Source organism: Pseudomonas sp. Fl5BN2, assembly GCF_009908205.1.
GTDB lineage: Bacteria > Pseudomonadota > Gammaproteobacteria > Pseudomonadales > Pseudomonadaceae > Aquipseudomonas.
This window is the reverse complement of the sequence record NZ_JAAARL010000020.1, coordinates 34,314-51,399: the sequence shown is the minus strand read 5'-3', so window position 1 is coordinate 51,399 and position 17,086 is coordinate 34,314. Positions and strand designations below refer to the sequence as shown.

Sequence of the window (17,086 nt, the reverse complement as noted above, 5' to 3'; positions counted from 1 at the left end):
GCCTAGGGCACCAGATACCCTCGAACCCCGGTAAAGATGATTTGCGCCGCCAGGGCACAGACGAACAGCCCCATCAGGCGGCTGACGATCTGCAAGCCTTGCTCGCCAAGAATGCCTTCGATGCGGTTCGACAGGTACAGCACCACGCCGACGGTAAAGCTGGCCAGGGCGATGCTCAGGATCGCGGTGAGCTTGTCGTCCCAGTGGGGCTGGCTGACGCCCATCACCAGCAGCGCACCGATGGTGCCGGGGCCCACGGTCAGGGGAATGGTCAGCGGGACGATGGTCACGTCCTGCTGCACGTTGTCGGTCTGGACCGCGGACTTGCCCTGGGCCATGCCCAGGGCGGAGATGAACAGCACGCTGCCGGCGCCGATGCGGAAGGCATCCACGGTGATCCCGAAGACACTGAAGATCACCCGGCCGAACAGGTACAGCAGGATGCTGGAGACCAGGGTCGCCAAGGCGACTTTCCAGGCCAGGCGCCGCCGCTCCTTGGGGGAATAGCCGCGGGTCAGGCTGATGAAGCACGAGAGCACGAAGAATGGGCTATAGAGCACCAGCATCTTCAGGTAAACGCTGAACAGCACGTGGAGCATGGTGGGAGCTCACGACTAAGGAGGGCGAGCCAGAGTTTAACAGGCGCCGCCCGGGCTGTCGGCTCAACTGGTGTGTGCGGCGCTGCGCTCACGCAGATCGCGCTGGGTGACCCAGTGTTCCACCAGTTCGCGCAGTTGCGAGAGCTCCACCGGCTTGGCCATGTGCCCGTCCATGCCGGCCTGGCGCGCGCGCTCCTTGTGCTCGGCGAGGATGTGCGCGGTAAGGGCCACCACCGGGGTGCGCACCCGTTGGTTGCCGACTTCCCAGGCCCGCAGTTGCTGGGTGGCGGAGAACCCGTCCAGCACCGGCATTTCGCAATCCATCAGCACCAGGTCGTAGCGCTGGGCTTTCATTGCCTGCAGGGCCTCTTCGCCGTTACTGGCGGTGTCGGGCTGCAGGTTGAGCTTGCCGAGCATGCCGCGGATGACCTTGGTCGAGATGCTGTTGTCTTCGGCCACCAGGATGCGGAAGTCGCTGGGCACAGTGACCGGCGCCGGGCTCGGCGGGGTATTGAAGGGCAGGTTGTAGGGCGCGGCGGGTGCCTTGTCCCGTTGACTGAGTTCGTCGGCCAGGGTGGTCTTGAGGGTATAGCCGGCCACCGGCTTGGCGAGGATGCGCTTGATCCCGGCATTGCGTGCAATCACCTTGCTCGGCGCATTGCTGATGCCGGTGAGCATGATCAACAGGATGTCGTGGTTCAGGCTCGGGTCTTCCTTGATCTTCGCCGCCAGTTGCATGCCGGTCATGCCGGGCATGTTCTGGTCCAGCAGGACCACGTCGAAATAGTCCCGCAGATGGGCCTTGGTCCGCAGCAGTGCCAACGCCTCCTTACCCGAAGGCACAGCGCTGACGTTCAGGCCCCAGGCACTGCATTGTTGCACCAGGACTTTGCGGCAGGTGTCGTTGTCATCAACCACCAGCACCCGGGCGCCTTGCAGCGGGCCGTCGAGATCGGCGGTGGGTTGCTCCAGGCGCTCGGCGTCCAGGGGCAGGGTCAGCCACAGGGTGCTGCCTTGTTGAGCGCCGCTCTTGATGCCGAATTCGCCGTGCATCAGCAGGATCAACTGGCGCGCGATCACCAGCCCGAGATTGCCTCCCAGGCGGGTAGTGGCGAGGAAGTTCTTGCTGTGCAGCTCGGTGTGCAGCAGGGCGTCGCGCTCTTCGGCGTCCATCGGCTGGCCGCTGTCCTGCACGGCAATGCGCAGGCGCGGCTTGCTGCTGCGTTCGTCGAGGGCGACGACGATCAGCACTTCGCCCTCGTCGGTCTTCTTCAGGGCGTTTTCCAACAGGCTCAGCAGGGCCTGGCGCAGGCGCGTCGGGTCGCCGCTGATGACCCGCGGCACCTGGGGCTGGATGAAGCTGATCAGTTCGACATTCTGCTGTTCGGCCTTGGCGCGGAAGATGCTCAGGCAGTCTTCGATCAGGGCATTGAGGTCGAACTGTACGTCGTCCAGTTCAATCTGCCCGGATTCCAGCTTGGAGATGTCGAGGATCTCGTTGATCAGGGTCAGCAGTTCGTTGCCGGCGCTGTGGATGGTCTGCACGTAGTCGCGCTGCTTGACCGACAGCGGTGTGCCCAGCAGCAGTTCGGTCATGCCCAACACGCCGTTCATCGGGGTGCGGATCTCGTGGCTGATCTTGGCCAGGAATTCAGCCTTGGCATTGACCTCGGCAGTGCTGGCGGCGAGGTCGCGGCTGACGCTGAAGCGGTTCTCGGTGATGTTGCGCTGGCGTTCGCCCAGGGCAATGCTCATCAGCAGGCCGGCGATGCACACCACACTCATCAGGGTGATGATCAGCCCTTGCGGTGCGACCAGGGTCAGGCCCAGCAGGGCCGGGAGGATCACCAGGGTACCGAGGTTGAAGATCACCATTGCGGCGACGAACAAGCGGGCCGGACGATAGCCCTTGTGCCAGTGATAGCCGCCGACGAACAGCATGCTCAGGCCGGCCAGGGCCACCAGGCCATAGGTGATGATGTTCAGCGGCAGGGTGCTGACAAACAGCAGCAACAGGCCGAACAGGCCGATTACCAGGATGTTGCCCAGCAGCAGGCGATTCAGCGGGTGCGGACCCAGCGGGGCGAAAAAGCGGTAGGCGAACATCATCCCGCAGGGCGCAGTCAGCAGCAGGGCCACATAGGCTCCCGGGGTCTGCAGCGGCTGCAAGTCTGGTAGCCAGGGGCCTAGCAGGTTCAGCAGCATCAACAGGCTGAGGGTCAGCAGGCCCTCGCAGGCCGCCAGCCACAAGCTGCTGCGAGAGCGGGTGTAGGCGAAGCGTGTGAGGTTGTGCAGGATCAGCATTGCCAGGCAGCCGAAGAGCAGGCCGTAGATCAGCGTCTGGCTCTGGTTGGCGGCGCTCATCACTGCCGATTGCAGGGTGATGTAGGGGCGCAGTTCGTGCTCGGACACTAGCCGTACATACACATCCAGCGGCTTGGCGCTTTGCGGCAGCGGCAGCATGAAGTCTCTGCTGGGCAGGGGCTTTTCCGTTTGTGCCTGGCTGGAACCGGTGTTCACTTGCTCGATCAGCTTGTCACCGTCGAGCACGTAGAGATTCAGGTGGGACAGGTCGGGGGCGAAGATCCGCAGGATCTGCTCGTGGGTCCCTGGTTGGAGCTTGAAGCGTAACCACAGGGCGCCGTCAGGCTCGGCGGCGGTCAGCTTGTCCAGTTCGATCGGGCTGAACTGGTTGATGTAGCGTGGGGAGCGGATGTCACTGAGTTGCAGGTCGGCCTGTTCGTCGAGCAAAACCGCCCAGCCACTGCCTTGAGCGGCCAGGGCCGGATTCAAGCAGAGCAGAGTCAGCAATGTGACAGTGAGACCTAGGGCAGTCCTGAGCCAGCGCACGGCGAAATCCCTTCATTGGTTGATGCCTGATTATAACTATGCGCGGCGTAATGACCGCCCGGCAAGGGCGCAAGGCCCTTGCCGGAGTCAGGGCAGGCTTTACTCCTGGCCACGCTCGCGAGCAATGGCACGGTAGCCGATGTCGTTGCGGTAGAAGCAGCCCTGCCAATCGACCTTGGCCGCCAGGCGGTAGGCTTGCTGCTGGGCTGCGTCCACGCTGTCGCCCATGGCGGTGGCACACAGTACCCGGCCGCCGGAGGTTACAACCTGACCGTCCTTGAGCGCGGTGCCGGCGTGGAAGATTTTGCCTTCCAGTTCAGCGGCGGCGTCCAGACCGGTAATCGCTGCGCCCTTGGCGTAGTCACCAGGATAGCCGCCAGCGGCCAGCACGATACCCAGGCTCGGGCGTGGATCCCATTGCGCTTCGACCTTGTCCAGGGCCTGGGCCAGGGCGGCTTCCACCAGCAGCACCAGGCTCGATTGCAGGCGCAGCATGACCGGCTGGGTCTCTGGGTCGCCGAAGCGGCAGTTGAACTCGATGACCTTCGGGTTACCGGCCTTGTCGATCATCAGCCCGGCATAGAGGAAACCGGTGTAGACGTTGCCTTCTTCGGCCATGCCGCGCACGGTCGGCCAGATCACCAGGTCCATCACCCGTTGGTGTACTTCTGAGGTGACCACCGGTGCTGGCGAGTAAGCGCCCATGCCACCGGTATTGGGGCCAGTGTCGCCGTCGCCGACGCGCTTGTGGTCCTGGCTCGTGGCCATGGGCAGCACGTTCTTGCCGTCGACCATGACGATGAAGCTGGCTTCTTCGCCATCGAGGAACTCCTCGATGACCACACGCGAGCCGGCGTCACCGAAGGCATTGCCGGCCAGCATGTCGCGCACGGCCTCTTCGGCTTCGGCCAGGGTCATGGCGACGATCACGCCTTTGCCGGCGGCCAGGCCATCGGCCTTGATCACGATCGGCGCGCCTTTTTCCCGCAGGTAGGCCAGGGCCGGCTCGATCTCGGTGAAGTTCTGATAGTCGGCAGTCGGGATCTTGTGGCGCGCGAGGAAGTCCTTGGTGAAGGCCTTCGAGCCTTCCAGCTGCGCGGCGCCGGCGGTCGGGCCGAAGCAGTCCAGGCCACGGGAGCGGAACAGGTCGACCACGCCGGCCACCAGCGGCACTTCCGGGCCAACGATGGTCAGGGAGACGTTTTTCTCAGCGAAATCTGCCAGCTGTTCCAGGGCCAGGACGTCGATGGCGACGTTCTCGCACTTGGCTTCGATGGCGGTGCCGGCGTTGCCCGGGGCGACGAACACTTTCTGAACCCGTGGGTCCTGAGCGACTTTCCAGGCCAGGGCGTGTTCACGACCGCCGCTACCAATGATCAGTACATTCATTTCAAAAACCTCGGATGACGCTAATTCAGGAAAGCAAAAGTAGGAGCCGGCTTGCCGGCGATCGGGGCGCCTCGCTTGTTGGGCGGGACCGCTTTCGCCGGCAAGCCGGCTCCTACTGTGGCGAGTGCTTAGTGACGGAAATGACGCATGCCGGTGAAGACCATGGCGATGCCGGCTTCGTCGGCAGCGGCAATCACTTCGGCATCACGCATCGAGCCGCCTGGCTGGATCACCGCGGTGATACCGACCTTGGCGGCGTTGTCCAGGCCGTCGCGGAACGGGAAGAACGCGTCGGAGGCCATTACCGAACCGGCTACCTGCAGACCGGCGTGCTCGGCCTTGATGGCGGCGATCCGGGCGGAGTTCACGCGGCTCATCTGGCCGGCGCCGACCCCGATGGTCTGGCGGTTCTTGGCGTAGACGATGGCGTTGGACTTGACGTACTTGGCAACTTTCCAGGCGAAGATCAGGTCGTGGATTTCCTGCTCGGTAGGTGCGCGCTTGGTCACCACCTTCAGGTCATCGGCGCTGATCATGCCGATATCGCGGCTCTGTACCAGCAGGCCGCCGTTGACGCGCTTGTAGTCCCAGGCGGCAGCGCGATCAGCCGACCATTCACCGCAGGCCAGCAAACGCACGTTGGCTTTGGCGGCAACAATGGCGCGGGCTTCTTCAGTCACGGAAGGGGCGATGATCACTTCAACGAACTGACGTTCGACGATCGCCTTGGCAGTGGCTGCGTCCAGCTCGCGGTTGAAGGCGATGATGCCGCCGAAGGCCGATTCGGTGTCGGTGGCGTAAGCCAGCTCATAGGCCTGGCGGATGCCGCCTTCAGCGTCCGGGCTGACGGCAACGCCGCACGGGTTGGCGTGCTTGACGATCACGCAAGCCGGCTTGACGAAGCTCTTGACGCATTCCAGCGCGGCATCGGTATCGGCCACGTTGTTGTACGACAGCTCCTTGCCTTGCAGCTGGGTGGCGGTGGCGATGCCGACTTCGGCCGGCTTGGCTTCCACGTAGAACGCCGCGCTCTGGTGCGGGTTCTCGCCGTAGCGCATTTCCTGGGCCTTGATGAACTGGCTGTTGAAGGTCCGCGGGAACTCGCTGCGGCCTTCTGTGCTCAGGGTCTCGGCAGCCTGGTTCACGGTGCCCATGTAGTTGGCGATCATGCCGTCGTAGGCCGCGGTGTGTTCAAAGGCCTTGAGCATCAGGTCGAAGCGCTGGGCGTAGGTCAGGCCACCGGCCTTGAGGCTTTCCAGGACGCTGGCGTAGTCGCTGGCGTTGACCACGATGGCCACGTCTTTGTGGTTCTTGGCTGCCGAGCGGACCATGGTTGGGCCGCCAATGTCGATGTTCTCGATGGCGGTCGGCAGGTCGCAACCCGGCTTGGAGATGGTGGCTTCGAACGGGTAGAGGTTGACGGCGACCAGATCGATCGGCTTGATCCCGTGTTCGTTCATGATGGCGTCGTCGATACCGCGACGACCAAGGATACCGCCGTGGATTTTCGGGTGCAGGGTCTTCACCCGGCCATCCATCATTTCCGCGAAACCGGTGTAATCCGCGACTTCCACTGCGGACACGCCGTTGTCCTGCAGCAGTTTGAAGGTCCCGCCGGTGGAGAGGATCTCCACACCAAGGGCTTCCAGCTCCTTGGCGAATTCAAGGATCCCGGTCTTGTCGGAAACACTGATCAAGGCGCGGCGGATCGGCAGGCGGGTAGTCTGGTCGGTCATCTCAATTTCCATCAAAAGCAAAGGAGTCAGCAAAAAAGGCGACCGTTTTTTACGCGGGCGCCTTTCTGGTTTGATTGAATGCTTACAACAAATCGTACTGCTTGAGTTTCTTGCGCAGGGTACCTCGGTTCAGACCCAGGAGTTCGCTGGCCTTGGTCTGATTGCCCTTGACGTAGTTCATCACACTTTCGAGCAAGGGAGCCTCGACTTCGGAGAGCACCAGGTTGTACACATCCGTGACGGCCGCGCCCTCAAGGTGGGCGAAATAATTGTGCAGCGCCTTCTCGACACTCCCGCGAAGGGTCTGGCCTTCTTCGCTGGGTGTATTGAGGTGCTGTTTCAAATTCACGTTGTCGCTCACGGGTGTTGTTCCACTCACTAAAGTCTCGGTCATCATCGTCATGCGGCCACCCCCTCTCCGTCCCCTGCTTCCAGGCTCTTGTAACGCCCGGCAAAGAACTCCCGAACGTTGGCGCATTGTGCTTCCGTATCTTCCAAACGATTGAAGTGGGCGCGAAACTCCCTGGCGCCCGGCAGGGTTGCGAGATACCAGCCCACATGCTTGCGCGCAATGCGTACGCCCATGACATCCCCATAGAAGACATGCAGCGCGGCCAGGTGCTCTAGCAGAATACGTTCCACTTCGAACAGCTCCAGCGCCGGGAGGGTTTCACCGGTCTGCAGGAAGTGTTCGATCTCACGAAAAATCCATGGCCGCCCCTGGGCGGCCCGGCCGATCAACAGCCCGTCGACACCGGTGGCGTGCAACACCTGCCGGGCCTTTTCGGGTGAGTCGATGTCGCCGTTGGCAAAGACCGGAATCGACACCGCCTGCTTGATCGCGGCGATGGTGTCGTACTCGGCCTCGCCGGTGTACAGATCGGCCCGGGTCCTACCATGGACCGCCAGTGCCGTGATGCCCGCCTGCTCGGCGATCTTCGCCACCGTCAGGCCATTCTTGTTCTGCCGGTCCCAGCCGGTACGGATCTTCAGGGTGACCGGTACATCCACCGCGGCCACCACCGCCTGGAGAATCTCGTTGACCAGGGCTTCGTCTTTCAGCAAAGCGGAGCCGGCGGCCTTGTTGCAGACCTTCTTCGCCGGGCAACCCATGTTGATATCAATTATTTGTGCGCCCAACTCGACGTTGGCGCGGGCGGCGTCTGCCAGCATCTGTGCATCACCACCGGCAATCTGTACCGAGCGTGGCTCGGGATCGCCTTCGTGGATCATGCGCAGCCGCGATTTACGGCTGTTCCACAAGCTCATGTCGCTGGTGACCATTTCCGAGACTACAAGGCCCGCGCCCAATTGCTTGCAAAGCTGACGAAAGGGCTGGTCGGTGACACCCGCCATTGGGGCGAGAATCAAGCCGTTGTGCACTGTATATGGGCCGATGCGTACCGCCGACATAGGACTTCCCTGTTGTGGGGCCGGATCATGAGAGTTCGAAAAAGGGTTGGCATGATACCCGCTCTCGATGACCGGATAAAGGCTGAATTGGATAAAATCTGAACAGTTCTTCCGTTATCGACTCAGGATTAATCTGAGCGACGCAGTCATAAAACTGTCGTCAATCCAGCGTTTTCCATCAACTCGTCTAGCCGATTTACTCAGGCGAGTGGAAACTCAGACTGTAGTTCACGGCTTTCGGTCCGGGGTCGAGAATGTCGAGGGCAATGTGGATCGGTGTCTGCGGCGGCATTTCCGCGACATCTTGCAGGTCGCCACCCAGGTATTCCCCGGGTTTGAAGCTGCGGCTGGCAATCAGATGGCCATTGAGATCGGCGAAGCGCAGTTCCAGCAACGGGAACGGTTGGGAGAAGGGCGCACGGTTGTAGATGATGGCATCCACTACCAGCGCTCCGCTGAACTCCGGGTGGCTGCGCACCACCAGATTGCTGCTCTTGATCCGGGCGATGTCCACGCGCGACGGTACCGTACAGCCGAACTCCGGGCACAGCTCCTGGAACCACGGACGGTACTGGTCCTGGCGCGCCAGTTCGTCGAAGTGGTAGGCGACGTATTGACCCACCAGGCCGCCAGCAGCCAGCAGGATCAGCAGCATCCAGAGCAGGCGTCGTCCCCAGGGTGAACGACGTTTCTGCCAGTCGAGATGGATCGGATCGTCCACCAGGTCCAGCAGCACGTCTTCCTGAACCCCGGGCTCACTGCGCTCGCGGCGTTTCTTGCCTGGGGCGGTGGCCTCTGGTTTGTCGTCGTGCTCGATGGCCTCTGCAGGAGAGTGGGTGTCCAGGGAAGCGAGGTCATCATCCGGGCGCAACCGCGGTGCCTGCGGCTCGTCATCCAGGTCCGCCAGGTTGAAAGACAGCGACGGTTCGGTACGACCGGACCTGGCAGGCTCTTGGCTGGCTTCGTCCTGGGATGCTGGTGTCTTGGTGGCGAGAGGCTCGGGTTTATCGTTCTTGGCGGCACTGCCGAACAGGCCGTCGGGCCAGTGGGCTTCGTCGCTGTCCAATGGATCACGGCGGGCGCTGAGGCTCTCTTCCTGGTGTTCGCGCTCCTGGCCGAAGGCCTTGGCTGGCTGGATTTCCCGCTGTTCGAGCTTGGCCAGTTCCTCGTCGAGGTCTAGGTGGTCCAGATCCATCTCGGCGGCCGACCATTGCTTCTGACTGATGGCGCGTTGGACGGGGGGCGCAGCTGGAATCGGTGCCGGAGGGGGCTGCAGTTCCGGTTCCGGGGCCGGTGTCGGCGGCGCAGTGGCTGCCGGCGCGGCGGTCGGTTTGGCGGCAGGCCTGGACGTTACGCCTTCCTTGGCTGCGCGTTGCTCAAGCAGCTGCCGAGCAGCGTTGAACACCTGCAGGCAGGAGCCACAGCGAACCACTCCGCGGGCCACGCTCAATTGAGCATGGCTGACACGGAACCTGGTTTGGCAATGCGGGCACTGGGTGACGAAACTGTCGGTCATGCGGCCATCCGGATTATGCAGGCGGCCATTCTAGCGCCGACGGCCGGTGATGCGCACCCAGCCATCGAGGTTGGCGATCGGGTCCAGATCGAAGTCCTGGGCATAGGCGGCGGCGACCTCTTCGCCTTGTTCGGCGAGGATCCCCGAGAGCGCCAGGCGTCCACCGGGCTTCACCAGGCTCGACAGTTGCGGAGCCAGGGAGACCAGGGGGCCGGCGAGGATGTTGGCCACCAGCACATCGGCTTGTACTTGCGGCAGTTGTTCGGGCAGGTACAGCGGGAACAAGGCCTCGGCGATGTTGTTGCGCCCGGCGTTGTCTCGGGAGGCTTCCAGGGCTTGTACATCAATGTCGGTGCCCACGGCTTGCTTGGCGCCCAGCAACAGGGCGGCGATGGCGAGGATGCCGGAGCCGCAGCCGAAGTCCAGTACGTCGCAACCTTTCAGGTCCTGGCCGTCCAGCCATTGCAGGCACAGGGCGGTGGTCGGATGGGTGCCGGTGCCGAAGGCCAGGCCCGGGTCCAGCAGCAGGTTGACCGCGTCTGGCTCTGGGGCGGCGTGCCAGCTTGGGACAATCCACAGGCGCTGGCCAAAACGCATCGGCTGGAAGTTGTCCATCCAGCTACGTTCCCAATCCTGGTCTTCGATGACTTCGCTGTGATGCTCGGGCAGCGGGCTGCCGGTCAGCAGTTCCAGATGGGCGAGCACGCTAGCGGCTTCGGTGCCGCCTTCGAACAGCGCCAGCAGGTGGGTGTGGGACCACAGCGGCGTGGTATTGAGTTCGGGTTCGAAGATCGGCTGATCCTCGGCGTCCATGAAGGTCACCGAGACGGCACCGACTTCAAGAAAAGCGTCTTCGTAGGTTTCGGCTTGTTCTGGGCTGATGGCGAGACGGACTTGCAGCCAAGGCATGGCGGGCACCTTTGAAAATATGTGATGTGCAGCCTAGCGGGCCGCGAGAAGCGCGCAAGTTTACGCGAGACGACCCGTGGGAGCGAGGGGGATGCCTGGTTCTTGCTTGCGATAGCGGCTGATCAGGGAATGTACGCAATGGCCGCTGCGCGGTTCGCGAGCCAGCTCGCTCCTACAGGGCGCTGGGAGATAAGCAGATACGCCAAGGCCGCTCGGAAGCGGCCTTGGCGGTGTGGCGAGTGCCGATCAGTGTTGCTCGGCCAGCTTGTGCTCGAGGTAGTGAATGTTCACTCCCCCTTTGCAGAAGCCTTCGTCACGGGTCAGGTCGCGGTGCAGCGGGATGTTGGTCTTGATCCCGTCGACGACGATTTCGTCCAGCGCATTGCGCATGCGCGCCATGGCTTCGTCACGGGTTGCCCCGTAGGTGATCAGCTTGCCGATCAACGAATCGTAGTTCGGTGGAACCGCGTAACCGCTGTACAGGTGCGAGTCGACGCGCACGCCGTTGCCGCCCGGGGCATGGAAGTGCTTGACCGTGCCTGGGCTTGGCATGAAGGTTTTCGGGTCTTCGGCGTTGATCCGGCATTCCAGCGCGTGACCGCGGATGACCACGTCATCCTGGGTGAACGACAGCTTGTTGCCGGCGGCGATGCTGAGCATCTCCTTGACGATGTCGATACCGGTGACCATCTCCGAAACCGGGTGCTCTACCTGGACACGAGTGTTCATCTCGATGAAGTAGAAGCTGCCGTTCTCGTAGAGGAACTCGAAGGTGCCGGCGCCACGGTAGCCGATGTCGATGCACGCCTTGACGCAGCGGGCGAAGACTTCCTGGCGTGCGGTTTCGTCGATGCCCGGTGCCGGTGCTTCTTCGAGGACCTTCTGGTGACGACGCTGCAGCGAGCAGTCGCGGTCGCCCAGGTGGATGGCATTGCCCTGGCCGTCGGACAGCACCTGAACTTCCACGTGGCGTGGGTTGGTCAGGAACTTCTCCAGGTAGACCATCGGGTTGCCGAACGCCGCGCCAGCTTCTGAGCGGGTCAGTTTGGCCGAGGCGATCAGGTCTTCTTCTTTATGCACTACGCGCATGCCGCGACCACCGCCGCCGCCAGCAGCCTTGATGATCACTGGGTAGCCGACTTCACGGCCGATGCGCAACGCGGTTTCTTCGTCTTCCGGCAGCGGGCCGTCAGAACCTGGAACCGTGGGTACGCCGGCAGCGATCATGGCGTGCTTGGCCGAAACCTTGTCGCCCATCAGGCGGATGGTGTCAGCTTTCGGGCCGATGAAGGCAAAGCCGGAGTTTTCCACCTGTTCGGCGAAGTCAGCGTTTTCCGCGAGGAAGCCGTAGCCAGGGTGAATTGCCGTGGCGCCGGTGACCTCTGCTGCCGCGATGATGGCCGGGATGTGCAGGTAGGACTGTGCGGCTTGCGCAGGTCCGATGCAGACGGATTCGTCTGCCAGGCCCAGGTGCATCAGTTCCTTGTCGGCCTTGGAGTAGACGGCGACGGTCTTGATGCCCATTTCTTTGCAGGCGCGCAGGATCCGCAGGGCGATTTCACCGCGGTTGGCGATCAGAACTTTTTCCAACTTCGCAGACATCGTTGGCTCTCCGCGGTTCAAACGATGGTGAACAGCGGTTGGTCGTACTCAACCGGCTGGCCGTCTTCGACAAGGATGGACTCGATCACACCGCTGGTTTCAGCTTCGATGTGGTTCATCATCTTCATCGCTTCGACGATGCACAGGGTGTCGCCCTTCTTCACGCTTTGGCCGACTTCAACGAAGGCTGGCGAGCTAGGCGAAGATTTGCGGTAGAAGGTGCCGACCATCGGCGAGCGAGCAACGGTGCCGTTCAGCACGGGTGCCGCCGGGGCAGCAGGAGCAGCGGCCGGAGCGGCAGCAGCAGGTGCCGCGACAGGTGCGGCCATTGGCGCAGGAGCGTAGTACTGCTGGGCTGGAGTCTTGCTGTGACGGCTGATGCGTACGGACTCTTCGCCTTCCTTGATCTCCAGCTCATCGATGCCGGACTCTTCCAGCAGTTCGATCAGTTTCTTAACTTTACGGATATCCATGAATCATCAACTCCCAAGGGTCGGTCAGGGGCGTTTAGCTTGTTGTTCAAGCTGCTCTAGGGCGGCCTCCAGGGCCAGTCGGTAACCGCTGGCGCCAAGGCCGCAGATCACTCCCACCGCAACGTCGGAGAAGTAGGAGTGATGGCGGAAAGGTTCGCGTTTGTGCACGTTAGACAAATGCACTTCGATGAATGGGATGCTCACCGCCAGCAACGCGTCACGTAAAGCGACGCTTGTATGCGTAAAAGCTGCTGGATTGATCAAAATGAAGTCCACGCCTTCATCCCGTGCGGCATGAATGCGCTCGATCAATTCGTACTCGGCATTGCTCTGCAGGTACTGCAGATGGTGCCCGGCATCACGGGCCCGCTGCTCCAGGTCCTGGTTGATCTGGGCCAGGGTGGTTGCGCCGTAGACCCCCGGTTCACGGGTGCCAAGCAGGTTCAGGTTGGGGCCGTGAAGAACCAGTAGGGTGGCCATCGGTTGTTCCTTGTTATCGAGGTGCTGTTGTCAGAACCCGGCGACTATGCCGGAAAGACTTTATGACTGTCCAGTTCTCGGCAATAGCCAGCACGATGACCGATGTTTGCGCAAAATATGTGACCAAGCGATTAAATCCGGTCACTTGCCAGCAAGGTGGCCTGGAGGGGATCCCTGGCGCCCGTTTCACCGATGATCCGCTCTAGGAGAGTGCTCAAGGCTGGCGAGGGGCCTGATTCAGACGCGGAAGGCCTGAACCGCCGTGTGCAACTGGCCCCCCAGGTCCAGCAGGTTCTCGCCCTGGCTTCGGCCTTCGCCGATGCGCAGCAGGTTGTCGCCACCCAGTTGATGAATGCGTTCGCTGTGATCACGGATCTCGCTGACTGCGCCGCTCTGCTGGGCGGTGACATCAGCAATTCGTACCGCAGTGTCGGCAATGGTCTGGATCGCCCCGACGATTTCGTCCAGGGCACCGTCGGCAGCCTGGGCCTGGCTGGCAGTGGCTTCGGCGTGTTCGACCTGGGCGCGCATGCCTTCCACCGATTGCTGCGCGGCGCTTTGCAGGCCGGCGATCAGGGTCTGGATCTGTGCCGTGGCGCCGGCAGTGCGCTGGGCCAGGGAGCGCACCTCTTCGGCGACCACCGCGAAGCCGCGGCCCATCTCCCCGGCGCGTGCGGCTTCGATGGCAGCATTGAGAGCCAGCAGGTTGGTCTGGTCGGCGATGGAGCGAATCACCGTCAGCACCCCGCCAATGGTGGCGGACTCTTGTGCCAGGTGCTCGATCATCTGCGCGTTGCCCTGCACTTCACCCACCAGGGCGTGCAGGCCGGTGAGGCTCAGGCCGATGACTTTCTGTCCCTGTTGCACGGCCAGCCCGGCGCTGCGGCTGGCATCGGCAGCCTGGCTGGCATCACCGGCAACCTGCTGGATGGTGGCCTCCAGCTCCCCCAGGGCATCGCGGATCTGGGCGGTGTCGCCGGCCTGGCGCTCGGCACCGCTGTGCAGGCCGCTGCTGAGGTCGGCCAGGGCACGGCTGCTGCCGGCCACTTGCTCGGCGTTCTGGCGAATGGTGCCCACCAGGTCCACCAGGTAGGCCCGCAGGCGGTTCAGCGACTCTTCGATAGCGTGCAGTTCGTGGTTGGTCTTGCCCAGTTGGATCGGGCGGCTGAAGTCGCCTTCGGCCCAGGTCGAGAGTGCCGGGGCGAGGTTGCTCAGGACCCGGGCCAGCTTGCGCTGCAAGGTGTCGATGACCAGGGCGATCAGCAGGATCAGGCCGATCATCAGCCCTTGCATCAGCCGCACTTCGCCCTGGATCTGCCCGTGCTGGGCGCGCACCGCAGGTTCCAGTTCGGCGATCGCCTGGCGCACGGCAGTGATCTTCAGCAGCGTCGCGGCGCTCAGGTCGGCACGTTTCTGGATCTGCTCACGGGTACGCTCGAGTTCCGTGGGGTAGCGGTTGAGCAGGCCGTGGAGTTCACGCTTGAGGCCGACACCCGCGTCTTCAGTCGCCGCCTTCTGGGTGTTTTCCAGACCCATCAAGGCCGCGAAGTCGTCGGTGCCGGACTCGCTGCTGGTGGCCACGCCTAATAAAGGCAGGGCTTCGATCAGCTCGGCCTGGCCGCGAATGTTGTTCACCTCGCGCTCGACGTCGGCAGCCAGCTCGCTGCGACCGCTGCTCACCAGCTTGTCTCGGGCCAGGGACAGTTTGCCCAGGTGTTGCGCAGCGTTCAGCAGCAGCGGCAGGTAGGCCGCGGCGCCAGCAGTCTTGGCTCCATTGGTGTATTGGCTGAGCTGTTCGAGGTTGGCACCCAGTTCACGTTCGGCCTGCAATAGCAGGGCCTGGGGGTCGCCCGCCAGTTTGCCTGCTGCCAGCAGGTCGGTCTTGCTGAAGTCGTCGAGGCTGGCCAGGCTCGGGCGTAGGCTTTGCGCCAGTTGCGGCGGCAGTTCGCTGAGTTCGCCTTGCAGGGTTTCGATGGCCTGTGCGGCACTGCTCAGGCGCAGGGCGTCGCCGCTGGCCAGGTAGTCCTCGATATTGCGCGCCACTTGGTTCTGAAACTGCTGGGATAGCCCCAGGTAGCGCTCCATCAGCAGATAGGGGCGCTCCAGGGCCCGTTGCGACCACCAGAGCGTCGCCCCCAGGGCCAGGCAAACGGCAACTAACAGCAGGGTATTGAGATTGGTCAGCAGCTTCAGGCGCATCGGGGCTCTACCAACGGAAAAATGGTAAGCGCCTGAATTTATTGCGTTTGTATTACAGGGTTATGACCGAATCAGTGGAGTCCGATGAAAAAGTGGCACTTTGACTTGATTGTCGCGCGGCCTGCACCCGGTTGCGTCCGCCATGCTTGGCGCGGTACAGCGCCTCGTCCGCCTGGCTGGCCATCATCAAGCTGTCGGAGTCTTGCTCCATCTCGACCACCCCGGCGCTGAAGGTGCACCACAGGTCGTGGGGTTGGGCCGGGTAGTGGATCTCGGCAAAGCGCTGGCGGATCTCGTCCAGCACCTTGCACGCGGCGTCCTGGTCAGTGTCGGGCATGACGATGGCAAATTCTTCACCGCCGTAGCGGCCAATGAAGTCGGTCTTGCGCAGGCGCTGCTTGAGAAACAGCGCGAGGCTCTTGATCACCCGGTCGCCCATGGGATGGCCGTGGCTGTCATTGACCCGCTTGAAGTGGTCGATATCGAGCATGGCAAAGCTCAGCGGCTTGTCTTCGCGGCGCGAGCGGAAGCTGCAGTCTTCCAGCAGTTGCAGGATATGGGTGTGGTTGTACAGGCCCGTGAGGCTGTCGCGGACCATTCGCGCCTTGAGGTTGCGCGCCCGGGCTGCGCGGTTGCGCACGGTGGTGATCAGGTGTCGAGGCTTGATCGGCTTGGTGAGGAAATCGTCGCCGCCTTCGCTCATGGCATCCAGCTGCTTGTCCAGGTCGTCCTCGGCGGACAGATAGATGATTGGCACGCTGACATAGCGGTCATTGTGGCGGATCACCTTGGCCAGCTCGGTGCCGGTGCAGGCCGGCATGTACATGTCGAGGATGATCAAGTCCGGCTGGAAGTCCGCCAGCTCGGCCATGGCCTGGATCGGCTCGATCAGGGTGCGGGTGACGATCCCGGCACTGTTGAGCAGGCGCTCGGTGTGCAGGGCCTGGGCGCGGGAGTCGTCGATGATCAACACTTTATAGGGTTCGTACTGGGCGACGCAGGTCAGCACCTCGATTTTTTCCAACAGGCTGGAAGCTTCCAGGGTGCCGGTCAGGAACTCCTGGCCGCCGGCGCGCACTGCGGCCAGGCGGGTCGGGGTATCGGTTTCATGCAGGCTGAAAAACAACAGCGGCAACTTTTGCTCGAGGCCAACCTGGGCTTCGTCCGCCAGGGTCAGGCCCATGCCGGGGCCGGAGAAATCAACGTCGATGACAATCGCCGCCGGCAACCGTTCGGCCATGGACGAACGGAAGGCTGCGATGCTGTCCAGGGACTGGGCGCTGAGGCCGAAGAATTCCAGTTGCTTGGCCAGGCGCTCGGCCCGCTCGTGATCCTGCAGCATGATGTAGATCGGCTTGCGCAGCGGCGGCAGGAAGGTTTGTTCCAGCTGGTCGCCATGGCGCAGGCCGGTGCGTGACAGGCGCTGCATCAGGCGATTGAGATCGGTGATCAGGGTGCTGCTCAGGCGACCGCGATTGGCGTCCACAGCTTCCAGCGATTGGCTGATGCTATGGGCCAGCTGAGTGTGTTCAGGTTGTTCGAAACGTTCGGCGAAACGCAGCAGGCGTAGATTGGCTTCGCACAGTTCCGACATGTCGGTGGTTGACCATTCGCTGCGCTGCAGACGCTGCCATATCTCAAGAATCTGACGTGCCTGATGAATTACCCGCTGGGCAAAGTGGTGCTTGAGGCGCTCACGGCTGGGGTCTTCTGGCTCGGTCATATCCTGACTACTAGTGAGGGTGCATGCTGAGATCGACTGGTGGCTCTATGCTAGCACCACTTTCGCGTCCCATGAGTGTCGTACGTCAATAATGTGCAAAGCGCCGTAATTCAGTTTCTGACCCTCTGGTCGCATAGGCTCTGGACTGTGCTTCATCTATAGTGTCGACCTGATTCGCAATCATTGCGCGGTGCGCA

The 17,086-nt window shown here is 62.6% G+C and carries 12 protein-coding genes and 1 pseudogene; all 13 read right to left on the bottom strand.

Annotated features, from left to right (window positions below; translation table 11 throughout):
* Nucleotides 1-2 precede the first annotated feature (2 nt).
* Complete coding sequence (locus GV819_RS25045; RefSeq protein ID WP_161758729.1) at nucleotides 3-599, bottom strand: MarC family protein; 597 nt, start codon at nucleotides 597-599, stop codon at nucleotides 3-5.
* A 63-nt stretch (nucleotides 600-662) separates the two neighbouring features.
* Nucleotides 663-3,449 carry a hybrid sensor histidine kinase/response regulator gene (locus tag GV819_RS25040; protein WP_161758728.1) on the bottom strand — a complete coding sequence of 929 codons (2,787 nt, stop codon included), beginning with the start codon at nucleotides 3,447-3,449 and terminating at the stop codon, nucleotides 663-665.
* A gap of 99 nt (nucleotides 3,450-3,548) precedes the next feature.
* On the bottom strand, nucleotides 3,549-4,838 hold the full coding sequence (purD, locus tag GV819_RS25035; protein WP_161758727.1) for a phosphoribosylamine--glycine ligase: 1,290 nt from the start codon (nucleotides 4,836-4,838) through the stop codon (nucleotides 3,549-3,551).
* A gap of 128 nt (nucleotides 4,839-4,966) precedes the next feature.
* The gene (purH, locus tag GV819_RS25030) at nucleotides 4,967-6,574 is read right to left on the bottom strand and encodes a bifunctional phosphoribosylaminoimidazolecarboxamide formyltransferase/IMP cyclohydrolase (protein ID WP_161758726.1); all 1,608 of its coding nucleotides are present in this window, start codon (nucleotides 6,572-6,574) and stop codon (nucleotides 4,967-4,969) included.
* An 82-nt stretch (nucleotides 6,575-6,656) separates the two neighbouring features.
* Nucleotides 6,657-6,977, bottom strand: coding sequence for a DNA-binding transcriptional regulator Fis (gene fis / locus GV819_RS25025; protein ID WP_003186237.1), 321 nt, complete (start codon nucleotides 6,975-6,977; stop codon nucleotides 6,657-6,659).
* On the bottom strand, nucleotides 6,974-7,987 hold the full coding sequence (gene dusB / locus GV819_RS25020; RefSeq protein WP_161758725.1) for a tRNA dihydrouridine synthase DusB: 1,014 nt from the start codon (nucleotides 7,985-7,987) through the stop codon (nucleotides 6,974-6,976). The genes fis and dusB overlap by 4 nt, the downstream gene beginning before the upstream one ends.
* Nucleotides 7,988-8,183: 196 nt before the next feature.
* Nucleotides 8,184-9,503, bottom strand: a complete 1,320-nt coding sequence (locus GV819_RS25015) for a DUF3426 domain-containing protein (RefSeq protein ID WP_161758724.1) — start codon at nucleotides 9,501-9,503, stop codon at nucleotides 8,184-8,186.
* Between the two features lie 30 nt (nucleotides 9,504-9,533).
* Nucleotides 9,534-10,412 (bottom strand): 50S ribosomal protein L11 methyltransferase, encoded by an 879-nt coding sequence (gene prmA / locus GV819_RS25010; RefSeq protein ID WP_161758723.1) that lies wholly within the window; start codon nucleotides 10,410-10,412, stop codon nucleotides 9,534-9,536.
* A 246-nt stretch (nucleotides 10,413-10,658) separates the two neighbouring features.
* On the bottom strand, nucleotides 10,659-12,014 hold the full coding sequence (accC, locus tag GV819_RS25005; protein ID WP_161758722.1) for an acetyl-CoA carboxylase biotin carboxylase subunit: 1,356 nt from the start codon (nucleotides 12,012-12,014) through the stop codon (nucleotides 10,659-10,661).
* A gap of 17 nt (nucleotides 12,015-12,031) precedes the next feature.
* Complete coding sequence (gene accB / locus GV819_RS25000; protein WP_161758721.1) at nucleotides 12,032-12,487, bottom strand: acetyl-CoA carboxylase biotin carboxyl carrier protein; 456 nt, start codon at nucleotides 12,485-12,487, stop codon at nucleotides 12,032-12,034.
* A 24-nt stretch (nucleotides 12,488-12,511) separates the two neighbouring features.
* Nucleotides 12,512-12,967 (bottom strand): type II 3-dehydroquinate dehydratase, encoded by a 456-nt coding sequence (aroQ, locus tag GV819_RS24995; protein WP_025130565.1) that lies wholly within the window; start codon nucleotides 12,965-12,967, stop codon nucleotides 12,512-12,514.
* A gap of 237 nt (nucleotides 12,968-13,204) precedes the next feature.
* Nucleotides 13,205-13,720 (bottom strand): annotated as a pseudogene (locus tag GV819_RS33850) (methyl-accepting chemotaxis protein); the annotation flags it as partial.
* Between the two features lie 1,498 nt (nucleotides 13,721-15,218).
* A complete protein-coding gene (locus GV819_RS24985) occupies nucleotides 15,219-16,889 on the bottom strand; it encodes a response regulator (RefSeq protein WP_161758719.1) in 1,671 nt (556 codons plus the stop codon).
* Nucleotides 16,890-17,086 lie beyond the last annotated feature (197 nt).